Below are 14,727 nucleotides of genomic sequence, written 5' to 3'. Positions count from 1 at the left end.
CAGCACTGGAGACACCATGCCAGCCAGCAAACACCGCAAGTCTCGCCGGCCGCGCCCCGCGCGCACCTGCGGCTTGCCTGTGATGTTCCGCTTCAGCCGCAACGCCGAGGTGGACCTGCAGCTCATCCCGCATGTCGAGCTGAGCAAGATCCTCGACGGTACTGCCACCGAGGCCGCATGGCACACGCTCGCCTTCCGCATCAATGTCGGGCAGGTGGTGGCTTCCCTCTATTACGCCGACAACCAGGCGCTGCGCGATGCCATGGATGCTGCCGTGATGGCGGTGTCCGCAGTGGGCAAACGGTTGGCGAGCCGTGGCGCGCTTGGCGTCACTGGCGACGAGTTCCGCGCGATCGGCCAGGGCCTGAACCTGACCGACGACATGCAGCGCGCCTGCACCCGCCGCCAATTGCTGGCGGCAACGCTGCGGGCAGAACGCCGCGCAGCCGCCCAAGGCCCGGTAGCAGCCGGCCAGATCATTCACCTCGCAGAAGCAGCATGACCGACATCACGACCTCCCCCAAACCTGTGCCCTATGTCCAGCGCGTGGCGCAAATTATCTGCACCGGCCTGTACCCCGAGGCCGACGCGGCCGGCAAGACGCTGGCGGATTTCCCGAAATCGACCCGCGAAAACCTGTTGACCATCGCCGAGGCGATCCTGCTGGAAACCGCCACGGAAGCGCAGTCGGCGCAGCGCTACGCCTGGTGGGTGACGGCCCGCGACGAACTTGACGGCCTGGCGCCAGCGCAGCTAATTATTGGCGGGGCGCTCGACACGACCGAAGGCACGCCGCTGACGACCGATGCCCACCAGCGCAAGCACTTCCTGAAGCCATGGCGCGAGAGACTTGCCATGCTGCTGCAGCTGCTGGTGCTGCCGCAGCATGAGGCTGGCGCTATGGCCGCCTTCGCGCCGTCGCACTCGTGGATCGGCGCCGCGCCGGAAGCGGCCTTGAGCTTGACCCAAGACATCCGGGGGTCGAAATGAGAGCAATTCGCATCAAAGACGTAATTCAAAAGGTCAGCCTGAGCCAGTCGACGATCTACGCGATGATGGCCAAGGGACACTTCCCGAAGCCTTTTGAGTTGACTGCGGGACGTGTCGCATGGCTTGAAGAGGACATCGACGCGTGGCTGGCAGAAAAGGCTGGCCGCGCGGCGGCAGGGGCTAGTTCGCGGCGCATTTCCGGGATGGCGCAGCCACAACTGGGGTGAGAACTGGGGTTGGGGTGGGCTGACGATGCGAGACCCAAACCAGATAAGGGTTGGCGGGAAGTGTTGGGCGCCCACCGCTTCCGCCAGACGAAGAAAACGGCCCGCACCAGCGACTGGTGCGGGCCGTTTTCATTCGGCCTCGTCGTGCAGGCCTTGCTTCAGCAGCCGGTAGGCCTCGGCCTCCGATATCCGGAGCCGGTACTTGGTGGCCAGCACACGCGCCAGCCCGCGCGCCGCGCCCGGAGGGCTGTGGCGCAGCTGCTCGCGGTAAGCCTCGACCTCATAGCGCAGACGCCAGCGCCGGCTGGCCAGGTAGAGCACGCCCATCAGGCCCCAGCTGCGCCAGAACTGGCGCACGTGGACCTTCTCATGTTCGATCAGCGCCTGGCTGGCGCCGGGGCGCAGCAGGATCAGCGGGCCGGGCGTGAAGCCGTCAAACCCGCGCGGGATCAGCCAGCGGGTTTCGATGACCAGGCACAGGGGTGAGCGGCAGCAGCGGAGCATGCTTCTAGCATAGCGCGCCGGCCGCGCTCGCGCCGTGGCGTGGTGACGCGATCAGGCGGCTGCGCGCAGCGGCGCGGCCGGGGTCGCCGGCGCGCCGGCCTGGCCGCGCGAACGGCCGGAACTGAGATAGCCCGCGATCGATTCCTGCGTGACCTCGCCCAGGTAGTCGCCGTCGGCGCCCATCACCGGCAGCCAGCTGGTGTTGTGCTGGTACATGCGCGACAGCACGATGCGCAGGTGCTCGTCGAACGCCGCGGTCACCGCGAACGGGCGCATCACCTCGCTGCACAGGCCCTTGCCCGCGCGCGCGTCGCGGCGCGTGACATAGCCCAGCGCGCGCTGCGCGTCGTCCACCACCGGCAGGTGGCGCACGTCGGCATCGTCCATCACGCCCAGTGCCTCGGCCAGCGGCATGTCCGGGCGGCAGCTCGGCGGCATGGTGGCGGCGTCGCCGGCGCGCACCAGCAGCAGGCGCTTGAGCGTGTTGTCGTGGCCGACGAAGGCCTGCACGAACTCATCGGCCGGGTGCGCCAGCAGCGCGTCGGGGTGGTCGAACTGCACCAGCTTGCCGCGGCGGAACACCGCGACCTTGTCGGCCAGCTTGATCGCCTCGTCGATATCGTGCGAGACCATGATCACGGTCTTGCCGAGCTGGCGCTGCATCTGCAGGAATTCGTTCTGGATGCTCTCGCGGTTGATCGGGTCGACCGCGCCGAAGGGCTCGTCCATCAGCAGCAGCGGCGCGTCGGCCGCCAGCGCGCGGATCACGCCGATGCGCTGCTGCTGGCCGCCGGACAGCTCGCGCGGATAGCGCGACAGCAGCCGGTTGGGGTCGAGCTGCACCATCGCCATCAGCTCGCGGGCGCGCTCGCGGCACTGCTTCCGGTCCCAGCCCAGCAGGCGCGGCACCACCATGATGTTCTCTTCGATGGTCATGTTGGGGAACAGGCCGATCTGCTGGATCACGTAGCCGATCTTGCGGCGCAGCGTCACGCCGTCGAGGCCGCGCGTATCCTCGCCTTCGATGCGCACCGTGCCCGAGGTCGGCTCGATCAGCCGGTTGATCATCTTCAGCGTGGTGGTCTTGCCGCAGCCCGACGGGCCCAGGAAGACGCAGATCTCGCCGCGCGGCACCGTCAGCGACACGGCGTCGACGGCGCGCATCTCGGTGCCGTCTTTCTGCGGGAAGGACTTGGTGAGTTGGTCGAGTTCGATCATAGACGGATCCCCTTCGGCGTCAGCGCCCGCTGCAACCACTGCAGGAAGGCGTCCGCCACGATGGCGAGCAGGCTGACCAGGACCGCGCCCACCGCCAGCTTGCTCATGTTGCTCTGGCTGATCGCCTGCAGGATCAGCACCCCAAGGCCACCCGCGCCGATGATGGCGGCAATGGTGGCAACCCCGATATTCATCACCACGGCGGTGCGCACCCCGCCGAGGATCACCGGCACCGCCAGCGGCAGGTCGACCAGCCGCATGCGTTGCCAGGTGGTCATGCCGATGCCGCGGCCCGCTTCCTGGATGCCGGGGTCGACATTGGCCAGCGCGGTATAGGTGTTGCGCATGATCGGCAGCAGCGAGTACAGGAACACCGCCGTCACCGCGGGCACGTAGCCGAGCGCATGGCCGAAGCGCGCGAAGATGGGGATCATCAGCCCGAACAGCGCGATCGACGGCAGCGTCAGCACGATCGTCGCCAGCGCCAGCAGCGGCGTGGCCAGCGCGCGGAAGCGCGTGATCAGGATGCCCAGCGGCACCCCGATCAGGATCGCCAGCCCCACCGCCGAGCCCACCAGCGCGAGGTGCTCGCCGGTCATTTTCAGCAGCGTGGGCCAGCTGTGCTGCAGGTATGCGAACAAGTCCATGCGACCCTCCTCAGATCAGTCCGTGGCCGCGCAGGAAGTCCTCCGCCACCTTGTCCACCGGCTGCTGGCCGATGTCCACCTTGTAGTTCATCTTGGTCATACTCTGGTTGTCGAGCTTCGCCGCGAGCGCGTTGAGCAGGCCCGCCAGTTCCGGATGCTGGTCGAGCACCGGCTTGCGCACCACCGGCGCCGCGTTGTACGGCGGGAAGAAGTGCTGGTCATCCTCGAGCAGCACCAGGTCGAAGCCCTTGACGCGGCCGTCGGTGGCGTACACCAGCCCCAGTTCCACCTGGTTGTTCTTCAGCGCGGTGTAGACCAGGCCCGGATCGAGCTGGATCACGTCGCGGCGCGAGAACGGCAGCTGGTACAGCGCCTTGAGCGGCTCCAGCCCGTCCGGGCGCGCGGCGAATTCCATGTCGACGGCGAACGGGTGGCTGGCGTCGGCGCCGGCCTTGCGCATCTGCTCGGCAAAGGCCGACAGCGTGGTCGCGCCGCTGGCGGCGGCGCGCTCCTTCGGCATGGCCAGCGCGTAGGTATTGTTGATGCCCGAGGCATCGAGCCACACCAGCCCTCGCGCACCGTCCATCTGCTTGACGCGCGCATAGCTTTCCCGGGCATCGAGCTTTTCTTCGACCTTGTTGAACACGATCAGCGCGGTGCCGGTGTAGTCCCACACCACGTCGAGCTGGTCGTTCTCCATGGCCTGGCGCATCAGCGTGCTGCCCAGGCCGGCGGTCAGCTCGGCGTCGAAGCCCTTGGCGCGCAGGTACCTGGTGGTCATCGACGACAGCAGCAGCTGTTCGGTGAAGTTCTTGCCGCCCACGCGGATGGCGGCGCCCGCGGCCCGGGCCTCGGGCGCGGTGGCCAGCGCCAGGCCGGCGGCGAAGGCGGTCACCGCCGCCACCAACAGCACCGCCCGGCGGGCGCGGCGGCGGAGGTATTGCATCTGCTTTTCCATTTCGGTCTCCCCAGTTCAGCGCGCCAGGCCGCGGCGGCGCAGGTACAGCTGGCCGGCGGCGGCGAACAGCGCATCGAGCGCCAGCGCCAGCAGCGCCGTGGCGGCGGCACCCAGCAGCAGCAGCGGCTGGTTGTTCAGGTAGATGCCCGGGAAGATCAGCTCGCCCAGGCTGTTGGCGCCGATCAGAAACGACAGCGGCACGGTGCCGACGTTGATCACCAGCGCGATGCGGATGCCGGCCAGCATCACCGGCAGCGCGTTGGGCAGTTCCACGCGCACCAGGCGCTGGGCCGGGGTCATGCCGATGCCGCGCGCCGCCTCCAGCAGCGTGGGCGAGACATTGCGCAGGCCCTCGTAGGTGTTGCGCACGATCGGCAGCAGCGAGGCCAGCCACAGCGCCAGGACGGCAGGCCGCTCGCCGATGCCGAACACGGCCAGTGCCAGCGCCAGCACCGCCAGCGACGGCACCGTATTGCCGACGTTGAAGACCTGCATCAGCCGGTCGGCCCAGCGGCGCATGCACGGCCGGCTCAGCGCGATGCCGGCCGGGATGCCGGTGGCCAGCGCCAGCGCCATCGACAGCACCACCAGGCGCAGGTGGTCGACGACGTCGTAGAGCAGGCGCTCCTGGTACTGGCGGATCACGTCGACGCCGATCCACGCCACCAGTGCGGCCAGCGCGGCAAGCGTCAATCCCGCCCAGGCCAGCGCCCGTGCCGATTGCTTTGACATACTCTCCCCTTCTCCGGGCCGAAAAGCGCGCAGCACGCCACTTTCCGGCGACGGAAAACAATATGGGCTGGTGCGTGCGGAGATGGGGCGCCACCAGTCCCGGTTCAGATTGCATTGCCGCCATGACCGGCACGATTGCCGGCGGACGGTCTGTGGATTCGTCCGCCATGGGCGGGGAATCGCGATTGACGGGATGCCGTTGGACGGCAGTCCCTGAAGCGGCGCAACCGGCGGTGCAAGCACATCGCGAGCGGTTGGCCAGTGGCAGCGCAAGTATTGAAGTTTTCCGACGCGCCGCCGGTCCATCGGCCGTTGACTGGCAAGGGCTGGCGGGTCTTCTCCCACCTTGCTTCTCGCATCAACGGATGACAAAGAGAGCGCTATTATAGCGATCTTCATCGATCTTGTCATCTTTGCCCTTTCCCGGGGCGATCTGGCAATGATCTTCGGCCTTCACGGCGCTGTTGCCGAAGGCTCCCGACACCGCACCCGCCGCGCTCCCATCGTTCCGAAATCAATGCAGCACCTTGATGGATTTGACGCGCCGGCAGAACAATCTGTTGCCCGGACGCCATCTACTCTTTCCCCGCCAAACCACTAAATTGACGAGGTAGCTGAAACGACGGACCGCCGCCATCGCGGCCGCGGACCGCCCCACAGGAGCAAGACATGGACACCCGTACCCTCGCCACCATTCCCGCCGCCGCCGCCGAAAGCGTGACGCGCTCGCGCACCGTCGACCGCGTGGTGCGCGGTATCGCCACCTCGGACGGCGCCGGCGTCAAGCTGACCCGCGTGCTGACGCAGAACCTGCAGCGCCGGCTCGATCCGTTCCTGATGCTCGATGCCTTCGGCACCGACAGCAAGGACGACTACATCGGCGGCTTCCCCGATCACCCGCACCGCGGCTTCGAGACCATCACCTACATGCTGGCCGGGCGCATGCGCCATCGCGACAGCGCCGGCAACGAGGGCCTGCTGCAGAACGGCGGCGCGCAATGGATGGTGGCCGGCGCCGGCGTGGTCCACTCGGAAATGCCCGAGCAGGAAGACGGCCGTATGGAAGGCTTCCAGCTGTGGCTGAACCTGCCGGCCGCCGACAAGATGACGGCGCCGTGGTACCGCGACCTGCCCGCCGCCGAGATCCCGACGGTGGCGCTGGAGCATGGCGCCACGGTGCGCGTGCTGGCCGGCGCCAGCCATGGCGTGGCCGGCGCGATCACGCGGCCGGTGACCGAGCCGGTCTACCTGGACGTCGAACTGCCGGCTGGACAGGACTTTGCGCAGGCCCTGCCGGCCGGGCATAACGCCTTTATCTACGTGTACAGGGGCGAAGTCTCGGTCGGCGCGGGCGACGACCGCGCCGTGGTCGAGGCGCAGCGCATGGGCGTGCTGGACAACGCCGGCCAGGCTGATGGCGTCATCGTCAGGGCCGAGGCCGACGCGCGCTTCCTGCTGATCGCCGGCCGGCCGCTGAACGAGCCGATCGCGCAGTACGGCCCGTTCGTGATGAACACGCAGGAGCAGATCTACCAGACCCTGGCGGATTTCCGGGATGGAAGGTTTGCGACGGCGACGAGCGCGTAACCCGTCGCCCGATCTGCTCGCGGGCGTTACAAGACCGCCGCCTCCGGCAAGGAGGCGGCGGTTTTTTTGTGCTTGCGCCGGCATGCGATTTGCAACCACCCGCCAACCGTTGCGCAGACTGGACACGAGCCCGATTCAGGCCTTCCGGCCCGCGCACACTTATATAATTCTTCACCAATATCCGGCATCACGAACCCATGATGAATGCTGCAATGCGTCGCGGCGATGCTGCGCCACGCACTGCCGCGCTTTGACGCATTCGCCGTTGCTGCCACAACAACAACCCGAGCCGCCTCAGTGACACCACAACTCCCTCCCCGGCTGGCGCTGGCCCATATCAGCAAGCGCTACCCGGGCGTCGTCGCCAACGACGACGTCAGCCTCAGCGTTGCCCCCGGCGAGATCCATGCCGTGCTCGGCGAAAACGGCGCCGGCAAGTCCACCCTGATGAAGATCATTTTCGGCGCGGTCCGTCCGGATGCCGGCGAGATGCACTTCAACGGGGCGCCGGTCAGCATCGGCAGCCCGCACGACGCCCGCAACCTGGGCATCGCCATGGTGTTCCAGCATTTCTCGCTGTTCGACACGCTGACCGTGGCGGAGAACATTGCGCTGGGCCTGCCGGCCGCACAGCAAGGCAACATGAAGCAGCTGGCCGAGCGCATCCGCGCCACCGCCGAGCGCTACGGCCTGCCGCTCGAGCCGAACCGCCATGTGCACACGCTGTCGGTGGGCGAGCGCCAGCGCGTCGAGATCGTGCGGGCGCTGCTGGCCAGCCCGCAACTGCTGATCCTGGACGAGCCCACCTCGGTGCTGACGCCCCAGGCCGTGGACACGCTGTTCGTCACGCTGCGCCAGCTGGCCGCCGAAGGCACCAGCATCCTATATATCAGCCACAAGCTCGACGAGATCCGTGCGCTGTGCCATCACGCCACCGTGATGCGCATGGGCAAGGTCACCGGCGTCTGCGATCCGCGCCAGGAGACCGCGGCGTCGCTGTCGCGCCTGATGATCGGCGGCGAACCGCCGCGCGAGACGCGCGTGGCCGCGCAGCGCGGGCCGGTGCGCCTGAGCGTGCAGGGCCTGTCGCTGCCGCGCGCGCATGCGTTCGCGACCGAGCTGAGCCAGGTTGCGCTCGACGTCCACGCGGGCGAGATCGTCGGCATCGCCGGGGTGTCGGGCAACGGCCAGCAGGAGTTGCTGGCCGCGCTGTCCGGCGAAGACACGCGCGCCGATGCCACCTCGGTGCAGATCGACGGCAAGGCGGCGGGCCGCCTCGATGCGCGCCGGCGCCGCCGCGCCGGGCTGGCCTTCGTGCCGGAAGAGCGCCTGGGCCGCGGCGCGGTGCCGGGCATGAGCCTGGCCACCAACATCCTGTTGTCGCACCAGACCCCGCCCTATGTCCGGCAAGGCATGATCTCGCCCGGCGCCGCCAGCGGGCTGGCGTCGGCGGTGATCAACCGCTTCCGCGTCAAGGCCAGCGGTCCGCAGGCGCTGGCGCGCAGCCTGTCGGGCGGCAACCTGCAGAAATTCATTGTCGGCCGCGAGATCGAAAGCGGCCCGAGGGTACTGATCGTGGCGCAACCCACCTGGGGTGTGGACGTGGGCGCCGCGGCGCAGATCCACAACGAGATCCTGGCGCTGAAGGCCACCGGCTGCGCCATCCTGGTGGTATCGGAAGAGCTCGACGAGCTGTTCGCGATCTGCGACCGGCTGCATGTGATCGCCAAGGGCCGGTTGTCGCCCTCGGTGGCGACCGAGACCGCCACGCGCGAGCAGGTGGGGCTGTGGATGAGCGGCTTGTGGCCAGGCGGACCGGCCCAGGCCCATGCCGGAGGGGAGGTGGCAAGCCATGGCTGATGTGCGCACCCTGCTGCCCCGTTCCCCCCTGACGCTGGCGCCGCGCGGCGTGCCCTCGCGCGCGATGGCCTATGCCTCGCCGGTGCTGGCGCTGGCGCTGACGCTGCTGTTCGGGGCGCTGCTGTTCCTGGCGCTCGGCAAGGATCCGGTGGCGGCGCTCAAGGTGTTCCTGGCCGATCCTCTGCGCGACAAGCGCGCGATCGGCGAGGTGCTGCTCAAGACCGTGCCGCTGGTGCTGTGCGCGCTGGGCCTGTCGGTGTGCTACCGCGCCAACGTGTGGAATATCGGCGCCGACGGCCAGCTGGTTGCCGGCGGCATCTGCGCCGGCGCGGCGGTGCTCTATTTCGATGTGCCGGGGCAGACCATGAACGGCACCGTGGTGCTGGTGCTGGCGTCGCTCGCCGGCATCGCCGGCGGCATGGCGTGGGCCTCGCTCACCGCGCTGCTCAAGGACCGCTTCAACGCCAACGAGATCCTGGTATCGCTGATGCTGACCTATATCGCGCAGCAGTTGCTGCTGTGGGTGGTCAACGGGCCGCTGAAGGACCCCAACGGCATGAACTTCCCGCAATCGAAGGTGTTCTCGTCCGAGTACCTGCTGCCCAACCTGATGTCGGGTTCACGGCTGCACGCCGGCTTTGTCGTGATGCTGGTGCTGGTGGCGGTGATGACCGTGTTCGTGTTCCGCAGCTTCGCCGGCTACCGGCTGCAGGTCGGCGGCACCGCGCCGGCGGCGGCGCGCTATGCGGGCTTCTCGGCGCGCAGCGCGCTGTGGAGCGCGCTGCTGATCTCGGGCGCCACCGCCGGCCTGGCGGGCGCGTTCGAGGTGGTCGGTCCGATCGGACAGCTGCTGCCGTCGATCTCGCCGGGCTACGGCTTCACCGCCATCATCGTCGCCTTTATCGGGCGGCTGCATCCGGTCGGCACCGTGTTCGGCGGCATCATGATGTCGCTGTTCTATATCGGCGGCGAGATGGCGCAGTCCCGGCTGGGCCTGCCATCGGCGATCGGCTGGGTGTTCCAGGGCATGCTGCTGTTCTTCCTGCTGGCGTGCGACACGCTGATCGACAACCGCCTGCGCTGGCGCGCCACCACGGCCTGAGCGGAGCACACCAAGACCATGGAACAACTCGCCCCCCTCATCGCCACCGCCATCAACGCCGGCACGCCGCTGCTGCTGGCCGCGCTGGGCCTGCTGATCAACGAACGCTCGGGCGTGCTCAACCTGGGCGCCGAAGGCATGATGCTGGTGGCCGCGGTGGCCGGCTTCATGGTCGGCTACCAGACCCAGTCGCCCATGCTCGGCTTTGCCGCCGGCGCGCTGGCCGGCATGCTGATGGCCACCCTGTTCTCGTGGCTGGCGCTGGTGCTGGCCACCAACCAGGTCGCCACCGGGCTGGCGCTGTCGATCTTCGGCACCGGCCTGTCGGCCTTCATGGGCCAGCGCTTCGTCGGCTACGCCATGCCGGCGCAGGCCAAGGCCGTGCCGGGCCTTGCCGACCTGCCCTTTGTCGGGCCGGCCTTCTTCCAGCATCACTGGATGGTGTATTTCAGCCTGATGCTGTGCTTCGCCATCATGTGGTTCCTGTTCCGCACGCGCGCCGGGCTGACGCTGCGCGCGATCGGCGAATCGCCGGAGTCGGCGCATGCGCTGGGCTACCCGGTGCGCACCATCCGCTTCGGCGCGCTGCTGTTCGGCGGCGCCTGCTGCGGGCTGGCGGGCGCCTACCTGTCGCTGGTCTATACCCCGATGTGGGTCGAGAACCTGGTGGCGGGCCGCGGCTGGATCGCGCTGGCGCTGACCACCTTTGCCACCTGGCGCCCGGGCCGCGTGCTGGTGGGCGCGTGGCTGTTCGGCGCCGTGACCATCCTGCAGTTCTACCTGCAGGGGATCGGCGTAGCAGCGCCACCGCAGTTCCTGTCGATGCTGCCGTACGCCGCCACCATCGTGGTGCTGGCGCTGATTTCGCGCAATCCCGCGTGGATACGCCTGAACATGCCGGCGTCGCTGGGCAAGCCGTTCCGCCCCGGCAACGCCTGATCGTTTTTTTGACGGAAATCCCCGAGCTACAACCATTCACACAAGGAGAAATCATGATCGTCACGCGCAGGAAGACCCTGGCGGCGCTGGCCGCCACCGCCGTGCTGGCCCTGGCCGGCTGTGGCAAGAAAGAAGCCGACAAGCCCGCCGAGCCCGCCGGCGCCGCTTCCGCGCCCGCTGCCGGGCAGGCAGCCGAGCCGCTCAAGGTTGCGTTCGTCTATATCGGCCCGGTCGGCGATGCCGGCTGGACCTTCGCGCATGACAACGGCCGCAAGGCCGTGGAAGAAAAGTTCGGCAGCAAGGTCAAGACTACCTTCGTCGAAAACGTGCCGGAATCCGCCGCCGACGCCGAGCGCGTGTTCCGCGACCTGGCCAGCCAGGGTAACAAGCTGATCTTCGGCACCACCTTCGGCTACATGGAGTCGATGCTCAAGGTGGCGAAGGAATTCCCGGACGTGAAGTTCGAGCACGCCACCGGCTTCAAGACCGCCGACAACCTGGCCCAGTACGACGTGCGCACCTATGAAGGCGCCTACCTCGCGGGCGTGGTCGCCGGCAAGATGAGCAAGACCGGCAAGATGGGCGTGGTGGCCTCGGTGCCCATCCCCGAAGTGATCCGCAATATCGACTCGTTCACGCTGGGCGCGCGCAGCGTCAACCCGAACGCCACGGTCAAGGTGGTGTGGGTCAACAAGTGGTTCGATCCGGGCAAGGAACGCGAAGCCGCGACCACGCTGATCGGCCAGGGCGTCGACATGCTGATGCAGAACACCGACTCCGCCGCCGTGGTGCAGACCGCGCAGGAGAAGGGCGTCCATGCCTTCGGCTGGGACAGCGACATGACCAAGTTCGGCGACAAGGCCCACCTGGCCGCGTCGGTGATCTCGTGGGGCGTCTACTACAACAAGGTGGTCGAGGACGTGCTCAACAACCAGTGGAAGAACAGCACCACGTGGTGGGGCCTGAAGGAAGGCATGATCGACCTGAAGAGCTACAACGCCGACGTGCCGGCCGACGTCAAGGCGCTCGTCGACGAGCGCAAGAAGGGCATCATCGACGGCACCGCGCCGATCTGGAAGGGCCCGATCAAGGACAACACCGGCAAGGAACAGCTGGCCAAGGACCAGGTCGCGGACGACAAATTCCTGCACGGCGTGAAGTTCTATGTCGAGGGGGTGGAAGGGAAAATCCCGGGTTGAGCACCTTCCCGCACCTCCGGAACTTGAAGCCCGCGAGACCGGCCCAACCTCTCTGCGTATGCGCCAGAGTCTGGCGCCCGCCATGTGAAGGAGGCCTCTCATGTTGAAGCGTTTTTCGGCCCTGTGGACGCTGGTTCGCCGCGACGGGCGCCTGTTCTGGTATGCGCTGCGCCACCCGGATGCCCCGGCATGGCTGAAGCCGGCTGCGCTCGGCCTGTTGCTGTACGCGATTTCGCCGATCGACCTGGTACCTGACGTGGTCGCGGGCCTCGGCATCATCGACGACGTGGTGCTGATCCCGCTCGCAGTCCACCTGATCCTCAAGCGCCTGCCGCCGCATATCCTGCGCCAGGCGCAGGCACGCGCGACTGCGACCACGGTGCGGCCGCACTGACGCCCCCAACAAAAAATCCCCGGGACACCGAGTGCCCCGGGGATTTTTCTTGCCCGCGCAGAACCGCTTTCAGTGCGGCAGCAGGACGGTCGAGCCGGTGGTCTTGCGCGATTCCAGGTCGCGGTGCGCCTGCGCCACTTCAGACAGCGCGTAGCGCTGGCGGATGTCGACCTTCACCTTGCCGGTGGTGACGGCATCGAACAGGTCCGCCACCATCGGCTCGAGCAGTTCGCGGTGCACCACGTAGGTCATCAGCGTCGGCCGCGTCAGCCGCAGCGAGCCCTTGTTGCCCAGCACCGACAGGTCGAACGGCGGCACCGGACCCGAGGCGTTGCCGAAGCTGACCATGGTGCCGCGCGGCGCCAGGCAGTCGAGCGAGCCGCGGAAGGTATCGGCGCCGATCGAGTCATAGACCGCCGGCACGCCCTTGCCGTTGGTGATCTCACGGACCCGCTCGACGAACGACTCGCGCGTATAGACGATGGTGTGGGCGCAGCCGTTGGCGCGCGCCAGCTCGGCCTTTTCGTCGCTGCCGACGGTGCCGATCACGGTCACGCCCAGCGCCTTCAGCCACTGGCACGCGATCAGGCCCACGCCGCCCGCGGCCGCGTGCAGCAGCACGGTGTCGCCCGGCTGCACCTTGTAGCTGTCGCGGATCAGGTACTGTGCCGTCAGGCCTTGCAGCATCATCGCCGCGGCGGTATCGAACGGGATCGCATCGGGCAGCCGCACCACGATGTCGGCCGGCATCACCCGCACCTGCGCATAGGCACCGGTAGGACGGCCGGCATAGGCCACGCGGTCGCCCACGGCCACATGGCGCACGCCCTCGCCCACCGCCTCGACCACGCCGGCGCCTTCCATGCCCAGCCCGCCCGGCAGCGGCTGCTTGTACAGCCCGGTGCGGAAATAGACATCGATGTAGTTCAGGCCCACCGCCTCGTGGCGCACGCGCACTTCGCCGGGGCCGGGGTCGCCCACCTGTACATCGACCCACTGCATGACTTCGGGACCGCCGGTCTGCTCGATCCGGATGGCTTTGCTCATCTGCGTCGCTCCTTGTTTTGGTGAGGCATCGATCGGGAATGCGGAGTACTTCAGCCGGCCTGCGCCGCGCCGTTCTCGCGCGCAAGCCCCGCCAGCAGCAGCTCGGCGCTGGCCACGTTGGTCGCGCACGGCACGTTGTGCACGTCGCAGGCGCGCACCAGCGCGTTGATATCGGGTTCGTGCGGCTGCGGCGTCATCGGGTCGCGCAGGAACACCACCGCGCTGACGCGGCCTTCGGCCAGCTGCGCGCCGATCTGCAGGTCGCCGCCCCACGGGCCCGACAGCATGCGCGTGACGTCCAGCCCGACTTCGTCGATCAGGCGCCCGCCGGTGGTGCCGGTGGCAAGCAGTTCGCACTGCGACAGGAAGTCGCGATGGCGTGCGGCGAAGGCGACGATGTCGTCCTTCTTGTGGTCATGGGCGATCAGCGCGATACGGGGCCGGGTCATCAGGGCTTCCTTTGCGGGGTACGGGTAAGGTCAGGACACTGCGGATCAGAACGTGCCAGGGAAGGCGCCGCCGTCGAGCAGGATGTTCTGGCCGGTGATGTAGCCGGCGTGGCGGCTGCACAGGAAGGCGCAGGTGGCGCCGAACTCGGCCGGGTCGCCGAAGCGGCGCGACGGGTTGGCCGCGGCGCGGCGCTGCGCCACTTCCTCGACGCTCAGGCCGGCCTTCTTCGCGCCGCCTTCCATGGTCTTGAACAGCCGGTCGGTATTGAACGGACCGGGCAGCAGGTTGTTGATGGTGACGCCGTGCTGCGCCACTTCGCGCGCGACGCCGGCAACGAAGCCGGTCAGGCCGGAGCGCGCGCCGTTGGACAGGCCCAGCACATCGATCGGCGCCTTGACCGCGCCGCTGGTGATATTGATGATGCGGCCCCACTTGCGCGCGATCATGCCGTCGACGGTGGCCTTGATCAGCTCGATCGGGGTCAGCATGTTGGCGTCCAGCGCGGCCAGCCAGTCGCTGCGTTCCCAGTCGCGGAAATTGCCCGGCGGCGGGCCGCCGGCGTTGTTGACCAGGATGTCGAGGTCGCCGAGCTTGGCGGCGGCATCCAGCGCCGCCTTGCGGCCCTCGGGCGTGGTGATGTCGGTCGCCACCGCGATCACGCGGCGGCCATGGCGCGCGCGCAGGTCGGCCGCGGCCTTTTCCAGCGCCTCGACGCCGCGCGCCACGATCACCACGTCGACGCCCTCGGCGGCCAGCGCATCGGCGCAGGCAAAGCCCAGGCCCTTGCTGGCGCCGCATACCAGCGCATGCTTGCCGCGCAGTCCCAGATCCATGTGATTCTCCCTAGTTTGTTGTCTGCGACGAACCCGCGCC

Annotated in this window: 17 protein-coding genes; 9 read left to right on the top strand and 8 right to left on the bottom strand. The window is 68.2% G+C overall.

Annotated elements, in window-relative coordinates; translation table 11 throughout:
* Nucleotides 1-16: 16 nt before the first annotated feature.
* From U9J39_RS14945 to U9J39_RS14935, 3 genes are read left to right on the top strand one after another with little or no spacing between them, the layout of a single operon-like run.
* Nucleotides 17-502 (top strand): hypothetical protein, encoded by a 486-nt coding sequence (locus tag U9J39_RS14945; RefSeq protein WP_326347385.1) that lies wholly within the window; start codon nt 17-19, stop codon nt 500-502.
* The gene (locus U9J39_RS14940; RefSeq protein WP_326347384.1) at nt 499-990 is read left to right on the top strand and encodes a hypothetical protein; all 492 of its coding nucleotides are present in this window, start codon (nt 499-501) and stop codon (nt 988-990) included. The genes U9J39_RS14945 and U9J39_RS14940 overlap by 4 nt, the downstream gene beginning before the upstream one ends.
* Nucleotides 987-1,217: an AlpA family transcriptional regulator gene (locus U9J39_RS14935; protein ID WP_326347383.1), complete on the top strand. Its 231-nt coding sequence runs from the start codon at nt 987-989 to the stop codon at nt 1,215-1,217. The genes U9J39_RS14940 and U9J39_RS14935 overlap by 4 nt, the downstream gene beginning before the upstream one ends.
* A gap of 129 nt (nt 1,218-1,346) precedes the next feature.
* Here the strand turns inward: U9J39_RS14935 and U9J39_RS14930 are convergent, their stop codons facing one another.
* The 5 genes from U9J39_RS14930 to U9J39_RS14910 are packed head-to-tail and all read right to left on the bottom strand — an operon-like array spanning nt 1,347 to nt 5,276.
* A complete protein-coding gene (locus U9J39_RS14930; protein ID WP_115679763.1) occupies nt 1,347-1,721 on the bottom strand; it encodes a hypothetical protein in 375 nt (124 codons plus the stop codon).
* Between the two features lie 51 nt (nt 1,722-1,772).
* Nucleotides 1,773-2,939 (bottom strand): osmoprotectant ABC transporter ATP-binding protein OsmV, encoded by a 1,167-nt coding sequence (locus U9J39_RS14925; protein WP_116378332.1) that lies wholly within the window; start codon nt 2,937-2,939, stop codon nt 1,773-1,775.
* Nucleotides 2,936-3,586 (bottom strand): ABC transporter permease, encoded by a 651-nt coding sequence (locus U9J39_RS14920; protein ID WP_115708676.1) that lies wholly within the window; start codon nt 3,584-3,586, stop codon nt 2,936-2,938. The genes U9J39_RS14925 and U9J39_RS14920 overlap by 4 nt, the downstream gene beginning before the upstream one ends.
* A gap of 10 nt (nt 3,587-3,596) precedes the next feature.
* The gene (locus U9J39_RS14915; RefSeq protein ID WP_326347381.1) at nt 3,597-4,532 is read right to left on the bottom strand and encodes a glycine betaine ABC transporter substrate-binding protein; all 936 of its coding nucleotides are present in this window, start codon (nt 4,530-4,532) and stop codon (nt 3,597-3,599) included.
* Nucleotides 4,533-4,559: 27 nt separating this feature from the next.
* Complete coding sequence (locus tag U9J39_RS14910; protein ID WP_326347380.1) at nt 4,560-5,276, bottom strand: ABC transporter permease; 717 nt, start codon at nt 5,274-5,276, stop codon at nt 4,560-4,562.
* A gap of 669 nt (nt 5,277-5,945) precedes the next feature.
* Between U9J39_RS14910 and U9J39_RS14905 the strand changes: the two genes are divergently transcribed.
* From U9J39_RS14905 to U9J39_RS14880, 6 genes are all read left to right on the top strand, one after another.
* Complete coding sequence (locus U9J39_RS14905) at nt 5,946-6,863, top strand: pirin family protein (RefSeq protein ID WP_115708674.1); 918 nt, start codon at nt 5,946-5,948, stop codon at nt 6,861-6,863.
* Between the two features lie 297 nt (nt 6,864-7,160).
* The gene (locus U9J39_RS14900) at nt 7,161-8,723 is read left to right on the top strand and encodes an ABC transporter ATP-binding protein (protein ID WP_116312298.1); all 1,563 of its coding nucleotides are present in this window, start codon (nt 7,161-7,163) and stop codon (nt 8,721-8,723) included.
* Nucleotides 8,716-9,825, top strand: coding sequence for an ABC transporter permease (locus tag U9J39_RS14895; RefSeq protein ID WP_115708670.1), 1,110 nt, complete (start codon nt 8,716-8,718; stop codon nt 9,823-9,825). The genes U9J39_RS14900 and U9J39_RS14895 overlap by 8 nt, the downstream gene beginning before the upstream one ends.
* 18 nt (nt 9,826-9,843) lie before the next feature.
* Nucleotides 9,844-10,764, top strand: a complete 921-nt coding sequence (locus U9J39_RS14890) for an ABC transporter permease (RefSeq protein WP_326347379.1) — start codon at nt 9,844-9,846, stop codon at nt 10,762-10,764.
* Nucleotides 10,765-10,817: 53 nt separating this feature from the next.
* The gene (locus U9J39_RS14885) at nt 10,818-11,963 is read left to right on the top strand and encodes a BMP family ABC transporter substrate-binding protein (protein WP_115679756.1); all 1,146 of its coding nucleotides are present in this window, start codon (nt 10,818-10,820) and stop codon (nt 11,961-11,963) included.
* A 100-nt stretch (nt 11,964-12,063) separates the two neighbouring features.
* Nucleotides 12,064-12,357 (top strand): YkvA family protein, encoded by a 294-nt coding sequence (locus U9J39_RS14880; RefSeq protein WP_012352181.1) that lies wholly within the window; start codon nt 12,064-12,066, stop codon nt 12,355-12,357.
* 69 nt (nt 12,358-12,426) lie between these two features.
* On the opposite strand, the gene U9J39_RS14875 is transcribed toward U9J39_RS14880, so the two are convergent.
* From U9J39_RS14875 to U9J39_RS14865, 3 genes are read right to left on the bottom strand one after another with little or no spacing between them, the layout of a single operon-like run.
* Entirely contained in the window at nt 12,427-13,404 is a 978-nt protein-coding gene (locus tag U9J39_RS14875) for a quinone oxidoreductase family protein (RefSeq protein ID WP_115708666.1), read from the bottom strand.
* Nucleotides 13,405-13,454: 50 nt separating this feature from the next.
* On the bottom strand, nt 13,455-13,856 hold the full coding sequence (locus tag U9J39_RS14870) for a methylglyoxal synthase (protein WP_172581773.1): 402 nt from the start codon (nt 13,854-13,856) through the stop codon (nt 13,455-13,457).
* 42 nt (nt 13,857-13,898) lie between these two features.
* Nucleotides 13,899-14,687 carry an SDR family oxidoreductase gene (locus U9J39_RS14865; protein ID WP_326347378.1) on the bottom strand — a complete coding sequence of 263 codons (789 nt, stop codon included), beginning with the start codon at nt 14,685-14,687 and terminating at the stop codon, nt 13,899-13,901.
* Between the last annotated feature and the right edge of the window lie 40 nt (nt 14,688-14,727).

It is taken from the genome of Cupriavidus sp. SS-3, assembly GCF_035818815.1.
Lineage (GTDB): Bacteria > Pseudomonadota > Gammaproteobacteria > Burkholderiales > Burkholderiaceae > Cupriavidus > Cupriavidus taiwanensis_C.
Note: the sequence above shows the minus strand (reverse complement) of the source record. Positions and strands in the feature narration are given on the sequence as shown.

What these genes read in the sequence shown, in the direction of transcription:
- U9J39_RS14885 (WP_115679756.1), top strand. Translation starts at nt 10,818, where the DNA reads ATGATCGTCACGCGCAGGAAGACCCTGGCGGCGCTGGCCGCCACCGCC.
- U9J39_RS14915 (WP_326347381.1), bottom strand. Translation starts at nt 4,532, where the DNA reads ATGCAATACCTCCGCCGCCGCGCCCGCCGGGCGGTGCTGTTGGTGGCG.
- U9J39_RS14920 (WP_115708676.1), bottom strand. Translation starts at nt 3,586, where the DNA reads ATGGACTTGTTCGCATACCTGCAGCACAGCTGGCCCACGCTGCTGAAA.
- U9J39_RS14910 (WP_326347380.1), bottom strand. Translation starts at nt 5,276, where the DNA reads ATGTCAAAGCAATCGGCACGGGCGCTGGCCTGGGCGGGATTGACGCTT.
- U9J39_RS14940 (WP_326347384.1), top strand. Translation starts at nt 499, where the DNA reads ATGACCGACATCACGACCTCCCCCAAACCTGTGCCCTATGTCCAGCGC.
- U9J39_RS14895 (WP_115708670.1), top strand. Translation starts at nt 8,716, where the DNA reads ATGGCTGATGTGCGCACCCTGCTGCCCCGTTCCCCCCTGACGCTGGCG.
- U9J39_RS14875 (WP_115708666.1), bottom strand. Translation starts at nt 13,404, where the DNA reads ATGAGCAAAGCCATCCGGATCGAGCAGACCGGCGGTCCCGAAGTCATG.
- U9J39_RS14905 (WP_115708674.1), top strand. Translation starts at nt 5,946, where the DNA reads ATGGACACCCGTACCCTCGCCACCATTCCCGCCGCCGCCGCCGAAAGC.
- U9J39_RS14890 (WP_326347379.1), top strand. Translation starts at nt 9,844, where the DNA reads ATGGAACAACTCGCCCCCCTCATCGCCACCGCCATCAACGCCGGCACG.
- U9J39_RS14945 (WP_326347385.1), top strand. Translation starts at nt 17, where the DNA reads ATGCCAGCCAGCAAACACCGCAAGTCTCGCCGGCCGCGCCCCGCGCGC.
- U9J39_RS14925 (WP_116378332.1), bottom strand. Translation starts at nt 2,939, where the DNA reads ATGATCGAACTCGACCAACTCACCAAGTCCTTCCCGCAGAAAGACGGC.
- U9J39_RS14865 (WP_326347378.1), bottom strand. Translation starts at nt 14,687, where the DNA reads ATGGATCTGGGACTGCGCGGCAAGCATGCGCTGGTATGCGGCGCCAGC.
- U9J39_RS14935 (WP_326347383.1), top strand. Translation starts at nt 987, where the DNA reads ATGAGAGCAATTCGCATCAAAGACGTAATTCAAAAGGTCAGCCTGAGC.
- U9J39_RS14930 (WP_115679763.1), bottom strand. Translation starts at nt 1,721, where the DNA reads ATGCTCCGCTGCTGCCGCTCACCCCTGTGCCTGGTCATCGAAACCCGC.
- U9J39_RS14880 (WP_012352181.1), top strand. Translation starts at nt 12,064, where the DNA reads ATGTTGAAGCGTTTTTCGGCCCTGTGGACGCTGGTTCGCCGCGACGGG.